Origin of the sequence: Ostreiculturibacter nitratireducens, from assembly GCF_032670585.1 — a bacterium.
In the GTDB taxonomy this organism is placed as follows: Bacteria; Pseudomonadota; Alphaproteobacteria; order Rhodobacterales; family Rhodobacteraceae; genus Ostreiculturibacter; species Ostreiculturibacter nitratireducens.
The window spans coordinates 848529-864219 of record NZ_JAVQHL010000001.1 but is presented as its reverse complement, the minus strand read 5'-3'; the positions used below and the strand labels follow the sequence as shown (position 1 = coordinate 864219).

Here is a 15691-nt window from a genome sequence, read left to right as displayed (position 1 = left end):
TTGACCTTGGCGTTCTCAGGGCGTGGCTCCCGCGCCAAGGTGCTGTGGTAGCGTCAGCTTTTTGCCAGTGCCTCGATCCGCTCGCGGAATGGATTGAGGTCGTAGCCGCCGCGCGCGGCCGCGGCGATCAGCATCTCCGTCGGTTTCAGGCCGGCCTGGGACAGCGCCCAGGCGATCGTGCTCCGCGTGCCGGAGCGGCAATAGGCGAAGACCGGGCCCTTGGCGTCGGCAAGGGCCTTGCGCTGCGCGCTGATGTTCTGCGGCGTCATTCCGGAGCCCGAGATTGGGTTGTCGACCCACTCCATCCCCGCTGCCTCGACCGCGGCGCGGATCGCTGCGGACTGAAGGTCGGGTGTGACCTCCTCGTCGGGGCGGTTGCAGATCACGCGCGTGAATCCGGCCGCCTTCAGGGCCGGGACGTCCTCGGCCGTGATCTGCGGCGCGACTGCATAGTCGGGGGTCAACGACCGGATTTCCATCATTCTACCTCATGCCTCGGCGATCCGGTCGATCCGCGTCCGCATCGCCGGCGCCGCGAACATACCGGCGATCATCGAAAGAAGGAAGATGATCCCGCCAGTCCCGCCGAAAGCGGCCGAGGCGAGGGACGGACCCGGGCTGAGACCGGCAAGACCCCAGCCGCCGCCGAAGAGGAAGGATCCCAGGACGAGGTTGTGGCCGAGGCGGGGGGCGGGCCTTTCCGGCAGCGGCGTGCCGAGGACGCTGGCCGTGCGCTTCGCCGCGTGGCGCCAGGCGATCGCCATGGGAAGCATTGCCCCGCCGAGGACGAAGGCCAGCGTGGGGTTCCAGTCGCCGAAGATGTCCAGCCAGCCCTGGACCTTCACCGTGTCGATCATCCCCGAGACGGTGAGGCCGGCGCCGAAAAGGCCGCAGGAGAGTGCCGCGAACAGGTTGCGCCGCGTCATATGACCCCCAGGACATGGCGGAAGATGAGGGCGGCGAGGCCACCGCCCAGCAGGTGGAACGCCGTGGCGACGATGCCCCGAAGCGAGAGGCGCGACATGCCGCAGACGCCGTGGCCCGAGGTGCAGCCATTGGCAAGCCGAGTGCCGATACCGACGAGAAGCCCCGCCACGACGATCACCGCGACGTTCGAAGTGATGTGGGTGCCGACCTTCTCGTGGAACGGCACGAGAAGCGGGGGCAGTGCCATGAGGCCGACAAGGAAAGAGACCCGTTCAGCCGCCGTCGAACGGCCCGTCCCGTCCACCAGCCCGCCGAGGATGCCGCTCGCACCCATGATCCGACCGTTGACAAGCAGGTACAGCGCGGCCGCGCCGCCTATCATGAGGCCCCCGACGAAGCCCCAGATCCAGTCCAATGCATTGCGATTTCCCGTTCGCCCGGGCGGTTCCGGGCTGCCCCTGTCCCGAGGCGGGACGTATTTCCATCGGGGAGTGCGTGACAAGAATTCACCGGGCGTTTGCACCGGTGGTTTCACGAGGGTTTGACATGCATCAATTCGCAGTCAATCGGGGCCGAATAGGCTTATCCAGACGAACAGGAGTTGCGTGAATGAAAACAGTTGCCGAACGGAAGGCCGAACTTGAATCCCGGCTTGCCTCCCTTGAATCGCGGATGCGTGAAATTGACAGCGAACTCGAAAGCCACTCTTCCAAGGACTGGGAAGAAATGGCGGTCGAGCGGGAAACCGACGAGGTTCTGGAGGATCTCGGAGTTTCCGCGCAGCAGGAAGTCCGGATGATCCAGGCCGCTCTGCAGCGAATCGAAGAGGGCGAATACGGCTACTGCACGCAATGCGGCTCCGAGATCGGCGAGGAGCGGCTTGACCTGATTCCCGCGACGCCCTTCTGCCGGAACTGCGCGCCCGGCAAGTGAGCGGGGCGCATTGGCGCCGCAGTCCAAACGCAAGTATTGCCTAGACGCCTTTGAAAGCGGACACTTCCGTCATGAAGCTGTACCGCGGCCGGGCTTCGGCCGCGAGATGCGGACGATGCGGAAGGCGAAGGGATGACGGAAGGGGTGCGGATCGAGGTCACGGGGCCCGTGGCCGAGATCGTGATCGACAATCCGCCGGTGAACGCGATCGGCCGGAAACTGCGGCTGGCTCTCGTCGAGGCCTTCGACGCGGTGGAGGCCGATCCCGCGGTGCAGGCCGTGGTCCTGTCCGCGGCGGGCCGGACCTGGCCGGTGGGCGCGGACATTCGCGAATTCGGCTTGCCGCCGGAGGCTCCGCTTCTGCCCGATGTCTGCAACCGGATCGCCGACTGCGAGAAACCCGTCGTCGCGGCCTTGCACGGCAACGTGCTGGGCGGCGGGCTCGAGCTTGCGCTGGGCGCGCGCTACCGCATCGCGCCGGAGGGGACACGGTTCGGCTTTCCGGAGGTGGCGCTGGGCCTCATACCGGGGGCGGGCGGCACTCAGCGCCTGCCGCGCCTCGTCGGGGCGGGACCTGCTCTCGACATGATACTGAGCGGTGCGGCGATCGGGACCGAACGGGCGCTGGAGATCGGGCTGATCGACGCGGTCGGGGAAAACGACATAGCCGCCGAGGCCCGCGCGCTTGCATCGGAATTCGCCACGCTCGGGCAGGAGGCCTACCCGGCGCATGACGCCGAGAGGGGGCTCAAGGATCCCGCCACCTTCGTGGAAGCCGTGGATGCGGCGCGCGCCCGGCTTCGCGCCGAGCAACTGCCGGCCCCGGCAAGGATTGTCGATTGCGTCGAAGCGGCGCTTCTTCTGCCGTTCGAGTCGGGGATGGCTTTCGAGCGCGCGGCGTTCGAGGATCTCCTCGCCTCGCCGGAATCCGCTGCGCTCCGCCACGCCTTTCTCGCCGAGCGGCGGGCGGCGCGGGTCCCGGAAGCTTCTGCGACGCCGCGCGACATTTCCCATGTTGGCGTCGTCGGCGGAGGGATGATGGGCGCGGGGATCACCTCCTCGCTGCTCTCGGCCGGGTTGCGCGTCACCCTCGTGGAGCGGGACGTCGATGCCCTCTCCGCCGGCCTTGCCCAGATCGCGAAGACGCATGAACGCGCGGTGGCGAAAGGGCGGCTCACGCCTGCGGCGCGCGGGGAGGAGTGGTCGCGCCTTCGAGGCTCCACGGACCTTCAGGCGCTCGCGCCGGTCGATCTCGTGATCGAGGCGGTGACCGAGGACGAGGAGGTCAAGCGGGAGGTCTTCGCGCGTCTCGACGGAGTGCTGCGACCCGGCGCGATCCTGGCCTCCAACACGAGCTATCTGGACATCGACAGGATCGCCGATGCGACCCAGCGCCCCGGGGACGTGATCGGGCTTCATTTCTTCGCCCCCGCGCCGGTCATGCGGCTTCTGGAGGTCGTGGTTGCGGAGCGGACGGCGCCGGAAATCGTGGCGACGGCCTTCGATCTCGCGCGCCGGCTCGGCAAGGTCGCGGTGCGCGCGGGTGTCTGCGACGGCTTCATCGGGAACCGCATCCTGACCGCATACCGCACCGCGGCGGATTTCCTGATGGAGGACGGCGCCAGCCCCTACCAGATCGACGCCGCGATGAAGGCCTACGGCTTCCCGATGGGACCCTACGCCGCGCAGGACCTGTCCGGGCTCGACATTTCATGGGCACGGCGGAAGAGGCTCGCGGCCACGCGTGACCCGGCGCGGCGCTACGTGGCCATCGGTGACCATCTGTGCGAGGCGGGGCGGCTCGGGCGGAAGGCCGGGCGCGGTTACTACCTGTATCCGGAGGGCGCGCGCGACGGGCAGGAAGATCCGGAGGTGCTCGCCCTGATCTCGCGCGGGAGGCTTGAAAAAGGGATAACTCCGCGCAGGGTCTCGTCGGAAGAGATACGGGCCCGCTGCGTAGCCGCGATGGCGAACGAAGGCGCCCGGATCCTGGAAGAGGGTGTTGCACTGCGGCCTTCGGATATCGACGTGGTGATGCTTCTGGGCTTCGGGTTCCCGCGTCACCGTGGCGGGCCGATGCAGGCTGCGGACCAGCGCGGGCTCCTTGCGCTCAGGAATGAGCTTCGGGGCTACGCGGCCGCAGACGGGCCGGGCGCATGGCTCTGGCAGCCGGGCGCGCTCTGGGATGAGTTGATCAAGAACGGGAAGAAGTTCGCCAGTCTGAACGGCGACTGATCAAGGGCGCGGCCGGCCGGTCCGAGCGCGTCAGCCGACCAGGATTCCGACGACGACCATCATGAGCCCGATCACCGAGAGGAAGAAGGCGCCGAGGTTCCAGGCCATGAGCTGCTTCAGCCGCGCGCGCAGGTCTTCGTCCGACAGCCCCGCGTTGCGGGCCTTGATCAGCGAGAGGATGCAGTAGACGAGGCCGACGAGCCCCGCGACCGTGACCGCCGCCCCCAACCATACAAGTGCCGCCATGCCCGCCTCCCGCCGCTTTGCGCAGGACCCGGCCTATCGGTGAAGCCAAGTTGGCGCAAGCCCCTTGCGGGGCGGCGCCCGAGGGTCTAGCAAGGCGCCCACCAATCCGAGCGAGGTCCGAAGATGTCTGATGCCGCGTACAACGTGACCGCCGACGAACTGCGCCAGTTCATCGAGCAATACGAGCATCTCGAGGCGGAGAAGAAGGACATCACCGAACAGCAGAAGGAAGTCATGGCCGAGGCCAAGGGGCGCGGCTACGACACCAAGGTGATCCGCAAGATCATCGCGATCAGGAAGCGCGACAAGGACGACCTCGCCGAAGAGGAAGCGGTCCTGGAGATATACAAGGCCGCTCTCGGCATGTCCTGAAGAGCGCCCTTTCAGGGTGCAACGAGCTCGACCCCGGGCATGGCGGCGATCGCGGCGATGTCCGCCTCGTAGTTGAGCGTGATCGTCTCGACCATCTCGGTCGTCCAGTCCGGCAGTTCGATCTCCATCTCGAGGGCGTCCGGCCGGGCGTGCTCTTCAAGGGTCGCCGCGATGATCTGATGCCGCTCGTCGGCCCCGGGCCGGCTGTCTCCGCCAAGCGCCGATCCGAGCTTTTCGAGCCCCTCTTCCGTCACGAGAGTCGACAGAAGGTCGAGTTCGCCCTGAAGCGGAAACTCCGATCCCACGCCCGAAATCCGGCGCATGATGTCGGTCCAGATGAAAGGCGTGTCCTCGTTGCACCACAGGACGAGCTTCACGCCGGGATTGGTCTCGATCGCATTCTCGATCGTCGGCCGCCAGCGCAGGTCGGTCGGGTCCTGACCGCCCATCATGCCCTCGTAGGCGAATTCGGGGTGCCGCGCCACCAGCGCCGGGATCAGCGTCGCGGGGTTGCGAAGGGCAAGGTGGAATTCGCATTCCGCCGAAGGAAAGATGTTCGCCAGGGCCTTAAGACGGCGCCCCAACATGGCGTAGAAACCTTCGCCCGTGACGGCGTGGTTTGGCGCCGAAAGGAACAGTTCGTGGCTGAGGATCAGGCGCTTCGCGCGGTCCTCCTCGATGATCGCGTCGAGGAGGGCTTCCTGGATCTCGTCGGTGGATTCGCGGCCGCGAAGGCTCAGCCGCACCTCGCGCATGACCTGACGATAACGACGCGGCGCCGGGACGAGGATTCCCTCTTCCGCGAAGGCTGTGCGGTTGCGCCCAAGACTGCGCACCAGACGGTCGTCATCGGTGCAATGGGCGCCGAGATGGTAGACTACCTGCATCTTCCTCTTCCTCCGGTGCTGCCCGCGCCCCTGGCGCTCTGCATTGAGGACCTTCCGAGCGTTGGTCAACCTGAACGGGACCGACGCGCTCGTCCGCTGCTCGCTGCCGGAGCGCCGGCCCGCCGCCGACGTTCATCCACCGGAGACCCGACGCTAGCCGTCTTCCGCTCCGACAACAAGATCGTCGGGAAGCCTCCCGCCGCGCCGCTTCAGGCATGATCCTGTCCGTCTCGATCAGCCTGCGGATCGCCGCCCGGCAGGCTTCCGGAAAGGGCGGGCTTTTCTGGACAGGAAAACCGCTTTCCTGTAGGCGGCGAAGCATGAGCGGAACAGAGGCCATGACGCGACCAAGACGCCTGCCATTCGCCCGCGCGTTACCGGGGGTCGGGCCCTGGTCGGCCGGCGCGCTGGTGATCGCCGGCCTCGTTGCCATGCCCGTCATCGCCGTGATCTGGATGGCCTTCTTCCCGCGCGAGAACATCTGGCCGCACCTCATTTCCACGACGCTGCCGCGCTACCTGACGAACACGCTGATCCTGACGGTCGGCACGGGCCTTCTGTCCGCTGCGGTCGGGTCGGGTGCGGCCTGGCTCGTCAGCATGTACCGCTTTCCGATGTCGCGGCTTCTGGAGTGGCTGCTGTTCCTGCCTCTCGCGATCCCGGCCTATGTCGGTGCCTATGCGCTGGTCGATTTCCTCGACTATTCGGGGCCGGTGCAGACGGGGATGCGCGAGGCCTTCGGCTGGGCCTCGGCCCGTGATTACTGGTTCCCGGATATCCGGTCGCGCTGGGCCGCGGTCGTCGTCCTGTCGGCGGCTCTTTACCCTTACGTCTACATGCTGTCGCGCGCCGCCTTCCGCGATCAGCCGGCGGGTAGCTACGAAGTGGCCCGCGCGCTGGGTGCCGGCCCCATAGGGCTTTTCTGGCGCCTCGGTCTGCCGCTCGCGCGGCCCGCGATCGCGGCCGGGGCGGCAATCGCGATGATGGAGACGATCGCGGATTTCGGCGTGGTGGACTTCTTCGCGGTGCAGACTCTCACGACGGGCGTCTTCTCGACCTGGCTCGAGGCCGGGAATGCCGGCGGTGCGGCACAGATCGCCGTGGTGATGCTGGGCATCATCCTGTTTCTCGTCGCGCTCGAACGGCTCGGCCGGCGGCGTCAGCGCTTCTACCATTCCGCCCGTCAGCCCCGGCCCATCGCGCGGATTCCCCTGCCGGGGCTCGCGGGATGGGCGGCGACCTTCCTTTGCGCCGTGCCGTTCGTCGTCGGCTTCGTTCTGCCTTTGTCGGTGATCGCAAGCCATGCCTTCGAGAAGCCGGAGGTCTGGGTCAGCCCGGGCCTCACGCGCGCCCTGGTGCACACGCTCACGGTAGGGGGAACCGCGGCCGTCCTGACCGTGGCCGGGGCTCTGTTCATGGTCTACGGGGTCCGGTTGACCGGGCGCCGGCTGCCTCGGCTCATCCTGCCGGTGACGGTCATCGGCTATGCCGCGCCTGGGGCCGTGCTGGCGGTGGGCATCCTGATCCCGCTTGCCGCGCTAGACCACGGTGTCGCCGATCTCTGGACCTGGCTCACGGGCAACGACCCCGGCCTTATCCTCACGGGATCGGCGGCGGCGATCGTCTACGCCTACGCCGTGCGGTTCTTCGCCGTGGCGCAGGGCGCCGCCGACGCTGCGTTCGGGCGGATTTCCCCTTCGCTGCCCATGGCCGCGAGGTCGCTTGGGCGCACGGCCGGAGGGGCGCTGCGCGAGGTCTACCTGCCACTCATGCGCAGTTCGGTCGGGGCGGCGCTTCTCCTCGTCTTCGTCGACTGCGTCAAGGAACTGCCCGCGACGCTCCTGCTGCGGCCGTTCAACTACGATACGCTCGCCACGCGCGTGCACGAGAAGGCGAGCCTCGAAAACCTCGCAGAGGCATCCCCGCCCGCGCTCCTGGTGATCGGTGTGGGCTTGATAGCCGTGGCTTTTCTCGCCCACGCAAACCGTGGAGCGCCGGGCCGCTGACGCCTGCTCCCCTTGCGCAAGAGGTTTGCAGGAAGTATCTGCGATGCGAGTGCCCCTATAGCTCAGCTGGTAGAGCATCTGATTTGTAATCAGGGGGTCGGGGGTTCGAGTCCCTCTGGGGGCACCACTGAATTCAAAGGCTCCGGCGGAAACGCCCGAGCCTTTTGTTTCGTCGGGCAGCGAATCCGTGGCTGGAAGGCCGCTCAGCGGTTCAGCCTCGCCGGCCTCAGCTCGAGACCGCGCAATGGGTTGCGCTTCGAATAGCGGCTGTGACAGGTCGCAGCCCCGCATCTTCCGACTTCCCTCTCTCAGGTGTCAGGGCCAGCTTTTCGGTTGGCAGCCGAAGCCCTGAGCGGCGTCCCGGCTCGGGCAAATGCAGGTTGAACACAGTCAGCCAGCGTACTTCGGTCCAGTTCCGCGAGGAACGCCTCCTCGGCATTCCGAAGCCGTCCCTTCAGCCCGCAGGCGGGTAGCAGGGAACACACAGCACCGCCGGGTGAAAAGCACTCGACGAGAGCCTGGTCGCGCTCCAGGGCGCGCACGACCTCGCCGAGGCGGATCGAGGCGGTTGGCCGCGCCAGCCTCGCTCCGCCACCTCCTCCGCGCTTCGTCTCGACGAAACCGGCCGAGGCGAGGGCCGAGACGACCTTTGCGAGGTGATTGCGCGAAACCGCGAATTCTCCGGCCAGTTCGCTGACGGAAAAGCCGCGATCGGGAGCCTGGGCCATCCTCATGAGCACCCTCAGGCCGTAGTCGGTGAAAGATGTGAGACGCAATGACGCACTCCGAATTGGTATTTTATATGCGTATTAAGATCGACGAAGGCGCATTCAGGATGCGGATTCAACTCGGCTTCGGCAAGGGCCGGCCTCCGGAAACCGGTTGAATGAAAGGACCACAGCAGATGCAGGATGCGACGACGGCGGCTGAACTGCAGCCCACGGAAGCGATCATCGACCGTATCGTGACCCGTTATCACAAGGTTCACAGGGCCGAACTGCCGGAGTTGGCCGCGCTTGCGGCGAAGGTGGAAAACGTCCATGCGGATCATCCCGCGGTGCCGCGAGGGTTGGCCGATGTCCTCGAACGGATGCTGGCCGAGCTTGAGGATCACATGCGCAAGGAAGAGATGATCCTCTTCCCGGTCATGCTCGAAGGGGGAATGCCAGGCATCGGAGGGCCGATCTTCGTCATGCGCGCGGATCACGACGAGCACGAGGAAACGATTGCCCGCATCCGCAAGATCACGGGGGGTCTGACCCCGCCCGATGACGCCTGCGGAAGCTGGCGCAGGCTGTATGCCGGAACGGAGAAGCTGTTGAGCGACCTTGCCGAGCATATCCACCTGGAAAACGATGTGCTGTTCCCGCGCTTCGAGAACGCCAGATGAGGGGATAGGCGGACGATGAACGAGGATCCGGCCGACCAGGCATCGCCGCCCTGCCTCGCAGGGGAAGTAGCCCAGGACCATGTCGACCCGCTTGGCGTGGATGACGTCGCACGCTGGCGACAGGCGGAACGGCGGCGGCTTCTCGAAGCGCGCGCAGAGATCCCGGTTGCCAGACGCGGCGTGATCGAGGCGGCTCTCATCCGCCATCTCTCGACGCTCATTGACCGCCGTGCCGGCGATCCGGCCGGCCTCGTCATCTCCGGGTTCTGGCCGATCAAGGGCGAACCAGATCTGCGAGGCTGGCTTGCGGAGTTGCACGACAAGGGCGCCACCGTCGCCCTGCCGGTGGTCGAGACGCGCAGCGCACCGCTTGTCTTCCGGCGCTGGGCTCCCGGGATGCGGATGGTCCGGGGCCATTGGAACATTCCGGTGCCGCCGCCCGAGGCGCCCGAGGTCGTGCCCGCGATCACCCTGGCGCCGCTCGTCGGCTGGGATGCGGAGGGTTATCGGCTGGGCTATGGCGGCGGGTATTTCGACAGGACGCTCGCGGCTTTCGGCCAGCGGCCCTTCGCTGTCGGCATCGGCCTGCAGTCGGCCCGCCTGGCCACGATCCATCCCCAGCCGCACGACATCGGCCTCGACGCCATCGTGACCGAGGCGGGGCTACAGTTCGAGCGAGAGGGACCCCGATGAAGGGCACCGCGGAGCGCATGCGCGCCTGGCGCGGACCGGCGCTGTTTTCCTATGGCTTCCGCCCGTTCTTCCTGGGTGCCGGGATCTGGGCGTCGCTTGCCATGGCGCTTTGGGTGGCGGCTCTGACAGGGCGTCTGAGCCTGCCAACGCATTTCGATCCGGTCTCGTGGCACGCGCATGAATTCCTGTTCGGCTACCTCGGGGCGGTGGTTGCCGGGTTCCTGCTGACGGCCGTGCCGAACTGGACCGGGCGCCTGCCGATCATCGGCGCGCCGCTCGCGGTGCTCGCGACGTTCTGGGTGCTGGGCCGAGTGGCGGTGGCGGTGTCGGCGCATCTTCCACCGTTGGCCGTGGCAATCGCCGACTTGTCGATGCCGGTGCTTCTCGCGCTCGCCATCGCGCGGGAGATCGTCCGGGGGCGGAACTGGCGCAACCTGATCGTGCTGGCATTGCTGGCGATCATGATCCTCGGAAACGGGCTTTTCCATTGGGCGGTTTCCCAGGGACAGTATGCCGTGGATGGTGCGGGCTTTCGCCTGGGGCTTTCGGGCGGCGTGATGATGATCGCCGTCATCGGGGGGAGGATCGTGCCCTCCTTCACCCGGAACTGGCTGGTGAAGAGGGGCGAAGCGAGACTGCCCGCACCTTCCGGCCGCTTCGACCGCGTCGCTCTCCTTGTCCTTCCGGCGGCGCTTGCCGCCTGGGTGGCCGCGCCCGCTTCAGCGGCTGCCGGTACGGCGCTCCTGCTCGCTGGCGTCATCCATGTCGCCCGCCTTGCGCGGTGGAGGCCGGTGCTGACGGGGGGCGAGCCGCTCGTCTGGGTGCTGCACCTGGGATATGCGTTCCTGCCGGCCGGCGCCCTTGCCCTCGGCGCGGCCATCCTCTGGCCCGCCCTGCTGCCGGTCTCGGCGGCGCTGCACCTGTGGCTGGCCGGAGCGATAGGCATGATGACCCTGGCGGTGATGACCCGCGCCACGCTGGGCCATACGGGGCAGGCCCTGACTGCCGGACATGGCACCGCGGCTCTCTACCTGCTGCTGCTGGTCGCGGTCGTCGCGCGCGTCTGCGCAGGTCTTTACGCCGACTGGGCCAGGGGCCTCTACTATCTCGCCGGGCTCGCATGGATCGGTGCCTTCGGGGGCTTTGCATTCATCTACGGCCCCCTTCTTCTGCGCCGGCGGTCCGAGGGCCGGACGGCCAACCCGGGAAGGCGTGCGCAGGCGCGTTCGCACCCGGCCAAGACAACCTGAGAGAAGAGAGATCCGCACATGCCATCAACGCCGACAATTCTCCGGCCGGCGCCGGGGCCGCGAGGCCCAAGCCCCATCTCGTTGCTCTGTCTGGGGGTGCAACCGCTGCTCACGCGCGTGGTGAAGCGGATCGCTGCCCGCCATCCGGACATGTTCGAACGGTTGGGGCCGCACAAGACGGCGGATTTCGTGATCGTTCCGCAGGAGCTGCCCTTCGCGTTGCACCTGCGCCCGGACCCGGCGGAGCCGACGCTGCGGGCGGTTCCGAAGAACCGCCTGCCGGATCACACGGCGCGCATCGAAGGCCAGTTCGCGCTGCTCTTCGACCTGATCGACGGCGAGTCAGACGGCGACGCGGCCTTCTTCTCGCGTGATCTGACGATTTCGGGGAACACCGAGGCCGTGGTCTCGCTTCGCAACGCGCTCGATGACGTCGACGGCTCGATCGCGGAGGAGGCCGCAGATGCCTTCGGCCCGCCGGGCCGCGCCGTCCTTGGCGCGCTTCGCCGCCGCCTGCACCAATCCTCGGGGAGCACAGACCGACAATGACCACCGGAGAACTCGTCTGTCCCGCCGGCACTCCCGCGGCCCTGCGCACCGCGGTGGATGCCGGCGCCGATTCCATCTACTGCGGCTTCCGCAACGCGACGAATGCCCGCAACTTCCCCGGCCTGAACTTCACCCCCGAAGAGCTTGAGGGCGCCGTCGCCTACGCCCATGCCCGGGGCTCGAAGGTTCTGCTCGCGCTCAACACCTATCCTCCGGCGGGCAAGGTCGACCTCTGGCGCGAGGCGGCCGACATTGGCGCACGTTTCGGGGTCGATGCGTTCATCGTCGCCGACATGGGCGTGGCCGAGTACATCGCGCGCACCCATCCGGGTACCCGCCTGCACCTGTCGGTCCAGGCCGCGGCCTCCAGTCCCGAGGCCATCCGCTACTACTGCCAGCATTTCGGCGTGAAACGCGTGGTGCTGCCCCGCATCCTGACGATCCCCGAGATCCGGGGGATCCGGAAGGAGATCCCGTGCGAGATCGAGACGTTCATCTTCGGCAACCACGGTCTCATGGTCGAAGGGCGCTGCAGCCTGACGAATTACCTCACCGGGCAGTCCACCAACATGGATGGCGTCTGCTCGCCCGCCTCGGACGTCACCTATGAGCGCGAGGCCACGGGCGAAATGTCGAGCTGCCTCGCCGGGTTTACGATCGACCGTTTCGGGGCGGAGGAAAAGGCTGGCTATCCGACGATCTGCAAGGGCCGCTATACCGCGCCGCATCGCTCGGATGGCTATTACGCCTTCGAGGAGCCGATCAGCCTGAACCTGTCGCAGCTTCTCGCCGACCTGATGGAGGCCGGCGTGCATGCCTTCAAGATCGAGGGGCGGCAGCGTTCGAAGAGCTACGTTCGCAGCGTCGTCGGCGCGTTCCGGAAGGCCGTGGACGACATCCGCGCCGGCCTCGCGCCCGACTTCGCGGACCTCGTCGCGCTGACGGAGGGTCAGAAGGAGACCCAGGGCGCCTTCCGCACGAAGAAATGGAGATAGGTCGATGGAAATGGAACTTACACTCGGGCCCATCGCCTATCACTGGACCGCCGAGACGAGGCGCGATTTCTACGCCCGCGTCGCCGACGAGGCCCCGATCGACACCGTCTATCTGGGCGAGGTGATCTGCTCGAAGCGCGCGCCGTTCTTCGAGGCCGAAATCCCCCGGATCGCGGAGCGGCTCGTCCGCGGCGGGAAGAGGGTGGTGCTGTCGACGCTGGCGGAAGTTATGCTGCCGCGGGAACGCAAGGCGACCGCCGATCTTGCCGAAGTCGAGGATTTCGAGATCGAGGTCAACAACGCCGCCGGCCTCCAGGTCCGCGGGAACCGGCCGCATCGGATCGGTCCGTTTCTGAACGCCTATAACGAGGCGACGATCGCCTGGATGGCCGGACAGGGGGCGACCCATTTCTGCCTGCCGACCGAGATGTCCGGCCCGGCGATTGCAGCGGCGGCAAGCGCCGCCGCCGGTCTTGGCGTCGGGGTCGAGGTGCAGGTCTTCGGCCGCGCGCCGCTCGCCGTCTCGGCCCGCTGCTATCATGCCCGCGCCCATTCCCGCACCAAGGACAATTGCCAGTTCGTTTGCGAGGAGGATCCCGACGGGATGCCATTGAAAACCCTCGACGGCCGGTCTGTCCTAAGGGTGAACGGGATTCAGACCCAGTCGGAAAGCTACGTGAATCTCATGGCCGAGCTGCCTGAACTGGCGGCGAACGGGGTCGGACACGCCCGGCTGATGCCGCAGCAGGTGGACATGATCGCGGTGGCGCGCATCTTCCGGGACCGCATTGACGGGCGGCTGGACGCAGAAGGGGCATCCGCCGCGCTGTCCGGGGTATGCGGGGCCGCGTCATTCAGCAACGGCTTCTATCACGGCGCCGCTGGTTATCGGCGGATCGAAGCCGCGGCAGTCAGGGCCTGATAGGTCGGCGACTGCGCAATTCGTCACTCCGATGCATCGGCAACTTCGCGATCGCACCCGCGACAGGTCTGGGCCCCAAGCCTGCCTTGGAGAGCCGTCAAAGCCACGCCGTGAAGCCGGCGGAAGGCGGCATGCAGCCATTCGCCGCGTTCCCGGCCAAGGGTCGGTTGCACAAGTCGCCGCATTGTCAGGATTTGAGAAATGATGCAGCATCGATATCGAGGGATCGCGCCGGAGAATTGAAAACTCAGAAAAAACACAGGAGAGTATGATGAGAGTGATGACGAATTCGCTGGTCGCTGGGATGCTGCTTGGTCTTTCCGCCGCATCCGCGATGGCCCAAGAAGAAAGCGTCGGTCAACTCGAATACACGGCAAGTTGTGCCACGTGTCACGGCCCCGAGGGTAAGGGAAACGGCACCTTCGCAGCGTTTCTCAACGTTGAGATGCCAGACCTGACACAGCTGGCAAAGAACAACGGCGGCATATTTCCTGTGAATCGAGTCTATGGCGTGATCGATGGACGCGAAGAGGTGGCGGCCCACGGCTCCCGCTACATGACGATCTGGGGCAGCCGCTACAGCGCCGAGATGATCCAGAAGCTTGATCCGTTTGGCCCCACCAACAAGGAAACAATCGAACGCATGGTGCGCGGCCGAATTCTGGAGTTGGTATTCTACCTCGCCTCCATTCAGGAATAGAGACTGCCACGAGCTGTGACGGGCGAACTCCCCGGAAGCGTGACCGCCATTGACGAGAACGGATCTGGCGCCGGGAGCCATCAGCGCCGCGGCGGTGACGGCGCGGCCCTCGCGGGTCTCCACGTCGCCGCGCGGCCGCGGCCAGTCACCGCGCTGTGGCGCGAGGCCGGCCGAGATATCGGTCACGGCTGCCGGATCGGGGCAGGGGCCGGAGCTGTCGTGGATGATCAGTAGATACTCGTTCGTGGTCGCGATCCGCCACATCGGTACGCGGATGTCGTGGATCCAACCGGGGATGTGGATATTGCATGAAGCGGGCAGGCCGCCCTCTGTTTCCTTGCGTGAGGGTGCGCTGCGATCTTCCTGCGCCAATATCAACTGGGTCAGGTTCAAAGGGTCGCTTCACCCCATGGTCGCCCACCCCGTCTGCCTCTCGGTCCCCTTGGCGGGACTCCCCTGACAGCGCGAAGGTGTTTCGAACCGGCGTGCTCGTCAACGGGTAGCCGCGCCCGGTTCGTTTCCTTAAAGATGGTGGAGAGCCGTTTCGACGGGGCAGGATCGGTTTGTGCCACTCCAGACCTCGCATCCGTGAGCGCGCCAACCTGTTTCAGATCGTCCGTTGCCGGACACCGAGCTGGAGGAACCGCAATGTGGACGCCGAGCGGATGCTATCCCGACCCATCCGTCGAAATCCTCGATCCGCGCTTTCGCGGCCTCGTTGAAACCCATGCGGCGGTGGAGCGCCTGGCGCAGGGTATGCGCTGGGCCGAAGGGCCGGTCTGGTTCGGCGACCAGCGCTGCCTGATCTGGAGCGACATCCCGAATGACCGTCTCATGCGGTTCGAGGAGGAGACGGGCGCGGTCGGCGTCTTTCGCCGGGGCGGTTTCACCAACGGCAACACGCGCGACCGCCAGGGGCGTCTGATCTCCTGCCAGCATGGGGCGCGGGCGGTCGTGCGAACGGAATTCGACGGGGCGCTGACGGTTCTTGCCGACCGGTTCGAAGGGAAACGGCTGAATTCGCCCAACGATGTGGTCGTGAAGTCCGATGGAAGCGTCTGGTTCACCGACCCGACCTTCGGCATCTCGACCTATTACGAGGGCAGCATCGCGGAGCCGGAACTGCCCACGAACGTCTATCGCATCGATGGCACGTCGGGCCGGATGAGTTGCGTCATCGCAGGGATAGACCAGCCGAACGGGCTCTGTTTCTCGCCCGACGAGAAGCGGCTCTACGTCGTGGAATCCGGCGCTCGACCGCGGCGCATCCATGTGTTCGACGTCACGGATGACGGGGAGGGCGTCGCGAATGGCCGCGTCTTCGCGGATGCCGGACCCGAGGGGACGCCCGACGGCTTCCGCTGCGACGTGAAGGGCAATCTCTGGGCGGGATGGGGCGTTGGGGAGGGCCTGAACGGCGTCCGTGTCTTTGCGCCGGATGGCGACGTCATCGGGCATGTCCACTTGCCGGAACGCTGCGCCAATCTCTGTTTTGGCGGTCGCCACAGGACGCGGCTCTTCATGGCGGCGAGCCAGTCGCTCTACGCCCTCCACGTTCGCGTGCAGGGTGCTCCGTATTTCTGATC

General features: G+C 66.7%; 18 protein-coding genes, 1 tRNA gene and 1 pseudogene. 13 read left to right on the top strand and 7 right to left on the bottom strand.

Annotation, left to right across the window (positions count from 1 at the left end):
- Nucleotides 1–53 precede the first annotated feature (53 nt).
- The 3 genes from ABCN56_RS04185 to ABCN56_RS04175 are packed head-to-tail and all read right to left on the bottom strand — an operon-like array spanning nt 54 to nt 1309.
- Nucleotides 54–479, bottom strand: coding sequence for a protein tyrosine phosphatase family protein (locus ABCN56_RS04185; RefSeq protein ID WP_343079507.1), 426 nt, complete (start codon nt 477–479; stop codon nt 54–56).
- Nucleotides 480–488: 9 nt separating this feature from the next.
- A complete protein-coding gene (locus ABCN56_RS04180) occupies nt 489–926 on the bottom strand; it encodes a DUF6691 family protein (RefSeq protein WP_343079506.1) in 438 nt (145 codons plus the stop codon).
- Nucleotides 923–1309: a YeeE/YedE family protein gene (locus ABCN56_RS04175; RefSeq protein WP_343080114.1), complete on the bottom strand. Its 387-nt coding sequence runs from the start codon at nt 1307–1309 to the stop codon at nt 923–925. The genes ABCN56_RS04180 and ABCN56_RS04175 overlap by 4 nt, the downstream gene beginning before the upstream one ends.
- Nucleotides 1310–1536: 227 nt before the next feature.
- Between ABCN56_RS04175 and ABCN56_RS04170 the strand changes: the two genes are divergently transcribed.
- Both ABCN56_RS04170 and ABCN56_RS04165 read left to right on the top strand, forming a co-directional pair.
- The gene (locus ABCN56_RS04170; RefSeq protein ID WP_343079505.1) at nt 1537–1860 is read left to right on the top strand and encodes a TraR/DksA family transcriptional regulator; all 324 of its coding nucleotides are present in this window, start codon (nt 1537–1539) and stop codon (nt 1858–1860) included.
- Nucleotides 1861–1992: 132 nt separating this feature from the next.
- The gene (locus ABCN56_RS04165; RefSeq protein WP_343079504.1) at nt 1993–4095 is read left to right on the top strand and encodes a 3-hydroxyacyl-CoA dehydrogenase NAD-binding domain-containing protein; all 2103 of its coding nucleotides are present in this window, start codon (nt 1993–1995) and stop codon (nt 4093–4095) included.
- A gap of 30 nt (nt 4096–4125) precedes the next feature.
- On the opposite strand, the gene ABCN56_RS04160 is transcribed toward ABCN56_RS04165, so the two are convergent.
- Entirely contained in the window at nt 4126–4341 is a 216-nt protein-coding gene (locus ABCN56_RS04160) for a hypothetical protein (protein ID WP_343079503.1), read from the bottom strand.
- A gap of 123 nt (nt 4342–4464) precedes the next feature.
- On the opposite strand from ABCN56_RS04160, the gene ABCN56_RS04155 reads away from it, so the two are divergent.
- Nucleotides 4465–4713, top strand: a complete 249-nt coding sequence (locus ABCN56_RS04155) for a DUF2312 domain-containing protein (protein WP_343079502.1) — start codon at nt 4465–4467, stop codon at nt 4711–4713.
- An 11-nt stretch (nt 4714–4724) separates the two neighbouring features.
- On the opposite strand, the gene ABCN56_RS04150 is transcribed toward ABCN56_RS04155, so the two are convergent.
- Nucleotides 4725–5600 (bottom strand): hypothetical protein, encoded by an 876-nt coding sequence (locus ABCN56_RS04150; protein ID WP_343079501.1) that lies wholly within the window; start codon nt 5598–5600, stop codon nt 4725–4727.
- Between the two features lie 338 nt (nt 5601–5938).
- On the opposite strand from ABCN56_RS04150, the gene ABCN56_RS04145 reads away from it, so the two are divergent.
- Nucleotides 5939–7606 (top strand): ABC transporter permease, encoded by a 1668-nt coding sequence (locus ABCN56_RS04145; RefSeq protein ID WP_343079500.1) that lies wholly within the window; start codon nt 5939–5941, stop codon nt 7604–7606.
- 51 nt (nt 7607–7657) lie between these two features.
- Nucleotides 7658–7733: transfer RNA gene (locus tag ABCN56_RS04140), tRNA-Thr, on the top strand.
- A 181-nt stretch (nt 7734–7914) separates the two neighbouring features.
- Here ABCN56_RS04140 and ABCN56_RS04135 read toward each other — a convergent pair.
- The gene (locus ABCN56_RS04135) at nt 7915–8382 is read right to left on the bottom strand and encodes an Rrf2 family transcriptional regulator (RefSeq protein WP_343079499.1); all 468 of its coding nucleotides are present in this window, start codon (nt 8380–8382) and stop codon (nt 7915–7917) included.
- Between the two features lie 110 nt (nt 8383–8492).
- On the opposite strand from ABCN56_RS04135, the gene ABCN56_RS04130 reads away from it, so the two are divergent.
- The 7 genes from ABCN56_RS04130 (at nt 8493) to ABCN56_RS04100 (ending at nt 14105) form a co-directional block, all read left to right on the top strand.
- Complete coding sequence (locus tag ABCN56_RS04130; protein ID WP_343079498.1) at nt 8493–8996, top strand: hemerythrin domain-containing protein; 504 nt, start codon at nt 8493–8495, stop codon at nt 8994–8996.
- A 15-nt stretch (nt 8997–9011) separates the two neighbouring features.
- Nucleotides 9012–9689: a 5-formyltetrahydrofolate cyclo-ligase gene (locus ABCN56_RS04125; protein ID WP_343079497.1), complete on the top strand. Its 678-nt coding sequence runs from the start codon at nt 9012–9014 to the stop codon at nt 9687–9689.
- Nucleotides 9686–10939: an NnrS family protein gene (locus ABCN56_RS04120; protein ID WP_343079496.1), complete on the top strand. Its 1254-nt coding sequence runs from the start codon at nt 9686–9688 to the stop codon at nt 10937–10939. Before ABCN56_RS04125 ends, ABCN56_RS04120 begins: the two co-directional genes overlap by 4 nt.
- Nucleotides 10940–11035: 96 nt before the next feature.
- On the top strand, nt 11036–11488 hold the full coding sequence (gene ubiT, locus ABCN56_RS04115; protein WP_343079495.1) for a ubiquinone anaerobic biosynthesis accessory factor UbiT: 453 nt from the start codon (nt 11036–11038) through the stop codon (nt 11486–11488).
- Nucleotides 11485–12483 (top strand): ubiquinone anaerobic biosynthesis protein UbiU, encoded by a 999-nt coding sequence (ubiU, locus tag ABCN56_RS04110; protein ID WP_343079494.1) that lies wholly within the window; start codon nt 11485–11487, stop codon nt 12481–12483. Before ubiT ends, ubiU begins: the two co-directional genes overlap by 4 nt.
- Before the next feature lie 4 nt (nt 12484–12487).
- The gene (gene ubiV / locus ABCN56_RS04105) at nt 12488–13405 is read left to right on the top strand and encodes a ubiquinone anaerobic biosynthesis protein UbiV (RefSeq protein ID WP_343079493.1); all 918 of its coding nucleotides are present in this window, start codon (nt 12488–12490) and stop codon (nt 13403–13405) included.
- Between the two features lie 271 nt (nt 13406–13676).
- Nucleotides 13677–14105: a c-type cytochrome gene (locus tag ABCN56_RS04100; RefSeq protein WP_343079492.1), complete on the top strand. Its 429-nt coding sequence runs from the start codon at nt 13677–13679 to the stop codon at nt 14103–14105.
- A gap of 177 nt (nt 14106–14282) precedes the next feature.
- On the opposite strand, the pseudogene ABCN56_RS19690 reads toward ABCN56_RS04100, so the two are convergent.
- A pseudogene (locus ABCN56_RS19690) lies at nt 14283–14369 on the bottom strand (hypothetical protein); the annotation flags it as partial.
- Between the two features lie 384 nt (nt 14370–14753).
- Here ABCN56_RS19690 and ABCN56_RS04090 point away from each other — a divergent pair.
- On the top strand, nt 14754–15689 hold the full coding sequence (locus ABCN56_RS04090; RefSeq protein WP_343079490.1) for an SMP-30/gluconolactonase/LRE family protein: 936 nt from the start codon (nt 14754–14756) through the stop codon (nt 15687–15689).
- Nucleotides 15690–15691: the final 2 nt, after the last annotated feature.

Coding starts and splice junctions, on each gene's coding strand:
- ABCN56_RS04090 (WP_343079490.1), top strand. CDS start 14,754: ATGTGGACGCCGAGCGGATGCTATCCCGACCCATCCGTCGAAATCCTC.
- ABCN56_RS04185 (WP_343079507.1), bottom strand. CDS start 479: ATGGAAATCCGGTCGTTGACCCCCGACTATGCAGTCGCGCCGCAGATC.
- ubiV (WP_343079493.1), top strand. CDS start 12,488: ATGGAAATGGAACTTACACTCGGGCCCATCGCCTATCACTGGACCGCC.
- ABCN56_RS04180 (WP_343079506.1), bottom strand. CDS start 926: ATGACGCGGCGCAACCTGTTCGCGGCACTCTCCTGCGGCCTTTTCGGC.
- ABCN56_RS04155 (WP_343079502.1), top strand. CDS start 4,465: ATGTCTGATGCCGCGTACAACGTGACCGCCGACGAACTGCGCCAGTTC.
- ABCN56_RS04160 (WP_343079503.1), bottom strand. CDS start 4,341: ATGGCGGCACTTGTATGGTTGGGGGCGGCGGTCACGGTCGCGGGGCTC.
- ABCN56_RS04165 (WP_343079504.1), top strand. CDS start 1,993: ATGACGGAAGGGGTGCGGATCGAGGTCACGGGGCCCGTGGCCGAGATC.
- ABCN56_RS04125 (WP_343079497.1), top strand. CDS start 9,012: ATGAACGAGGATCCGGCCGACCAGGCATCGCCGCCCTGCCTCGCAGGG.
- ABCN56_RS04150 (WP_343079501.1), bottom strand. CDS start 5,600: ATGCAGGTAGTCTACCATCTCGGCGCCCATTGCACCGATGACGACCGT.
- ABCN56_RS04100 (WP_343079492.1), top strand. CDS start 13,677: ATGAGAGTGATGACGAATTCGCTGGTCGCTGGGATGCTGCTTGGTCTT.
- ABCN56_RS04130 (WP_343079498.1), top strand. CDS start 8,493: ATGAAAGGACCACAGCAGATGCAGGATGCGACGACGGCGGCTGAACTG.
- ABCN56_RS04170 (WP_343079505.1), top strand. CDS start 1,537: ATGAAAACAGTTGCCGAACGGAAGGCCGAACTTGAATCCCGGCTTGCC.
- ABCN56_RS04120 (WP_343079496.1), top strand. CDS start 9,686: ATGAAGGGCACCGCGGAGCGCATGCGCGCCTGGCGCGGACCGGCGCTG.
- ubiU (WP_343079494.1), top strand. CDS start 11,485: ATGACCACCGGAGAACTCGTCTGTCCCGCCGGCACTCCCGCGGCCCTG.
- ABCN56_RS04175 (WP_343080114.1), bottom strand. CDS start 1,309: ATGATAGGCGGCGCGGCCGCGCTGTACCTGCTTGTCAACGGTCGGATC.
- ABCN56_RS04145 (WP_343079500.1), top strand. CDS start 5,939: ATGACGCGACCAAGACGCCTGCCATTCGCCCGCGCGTTACCGGGGGTC.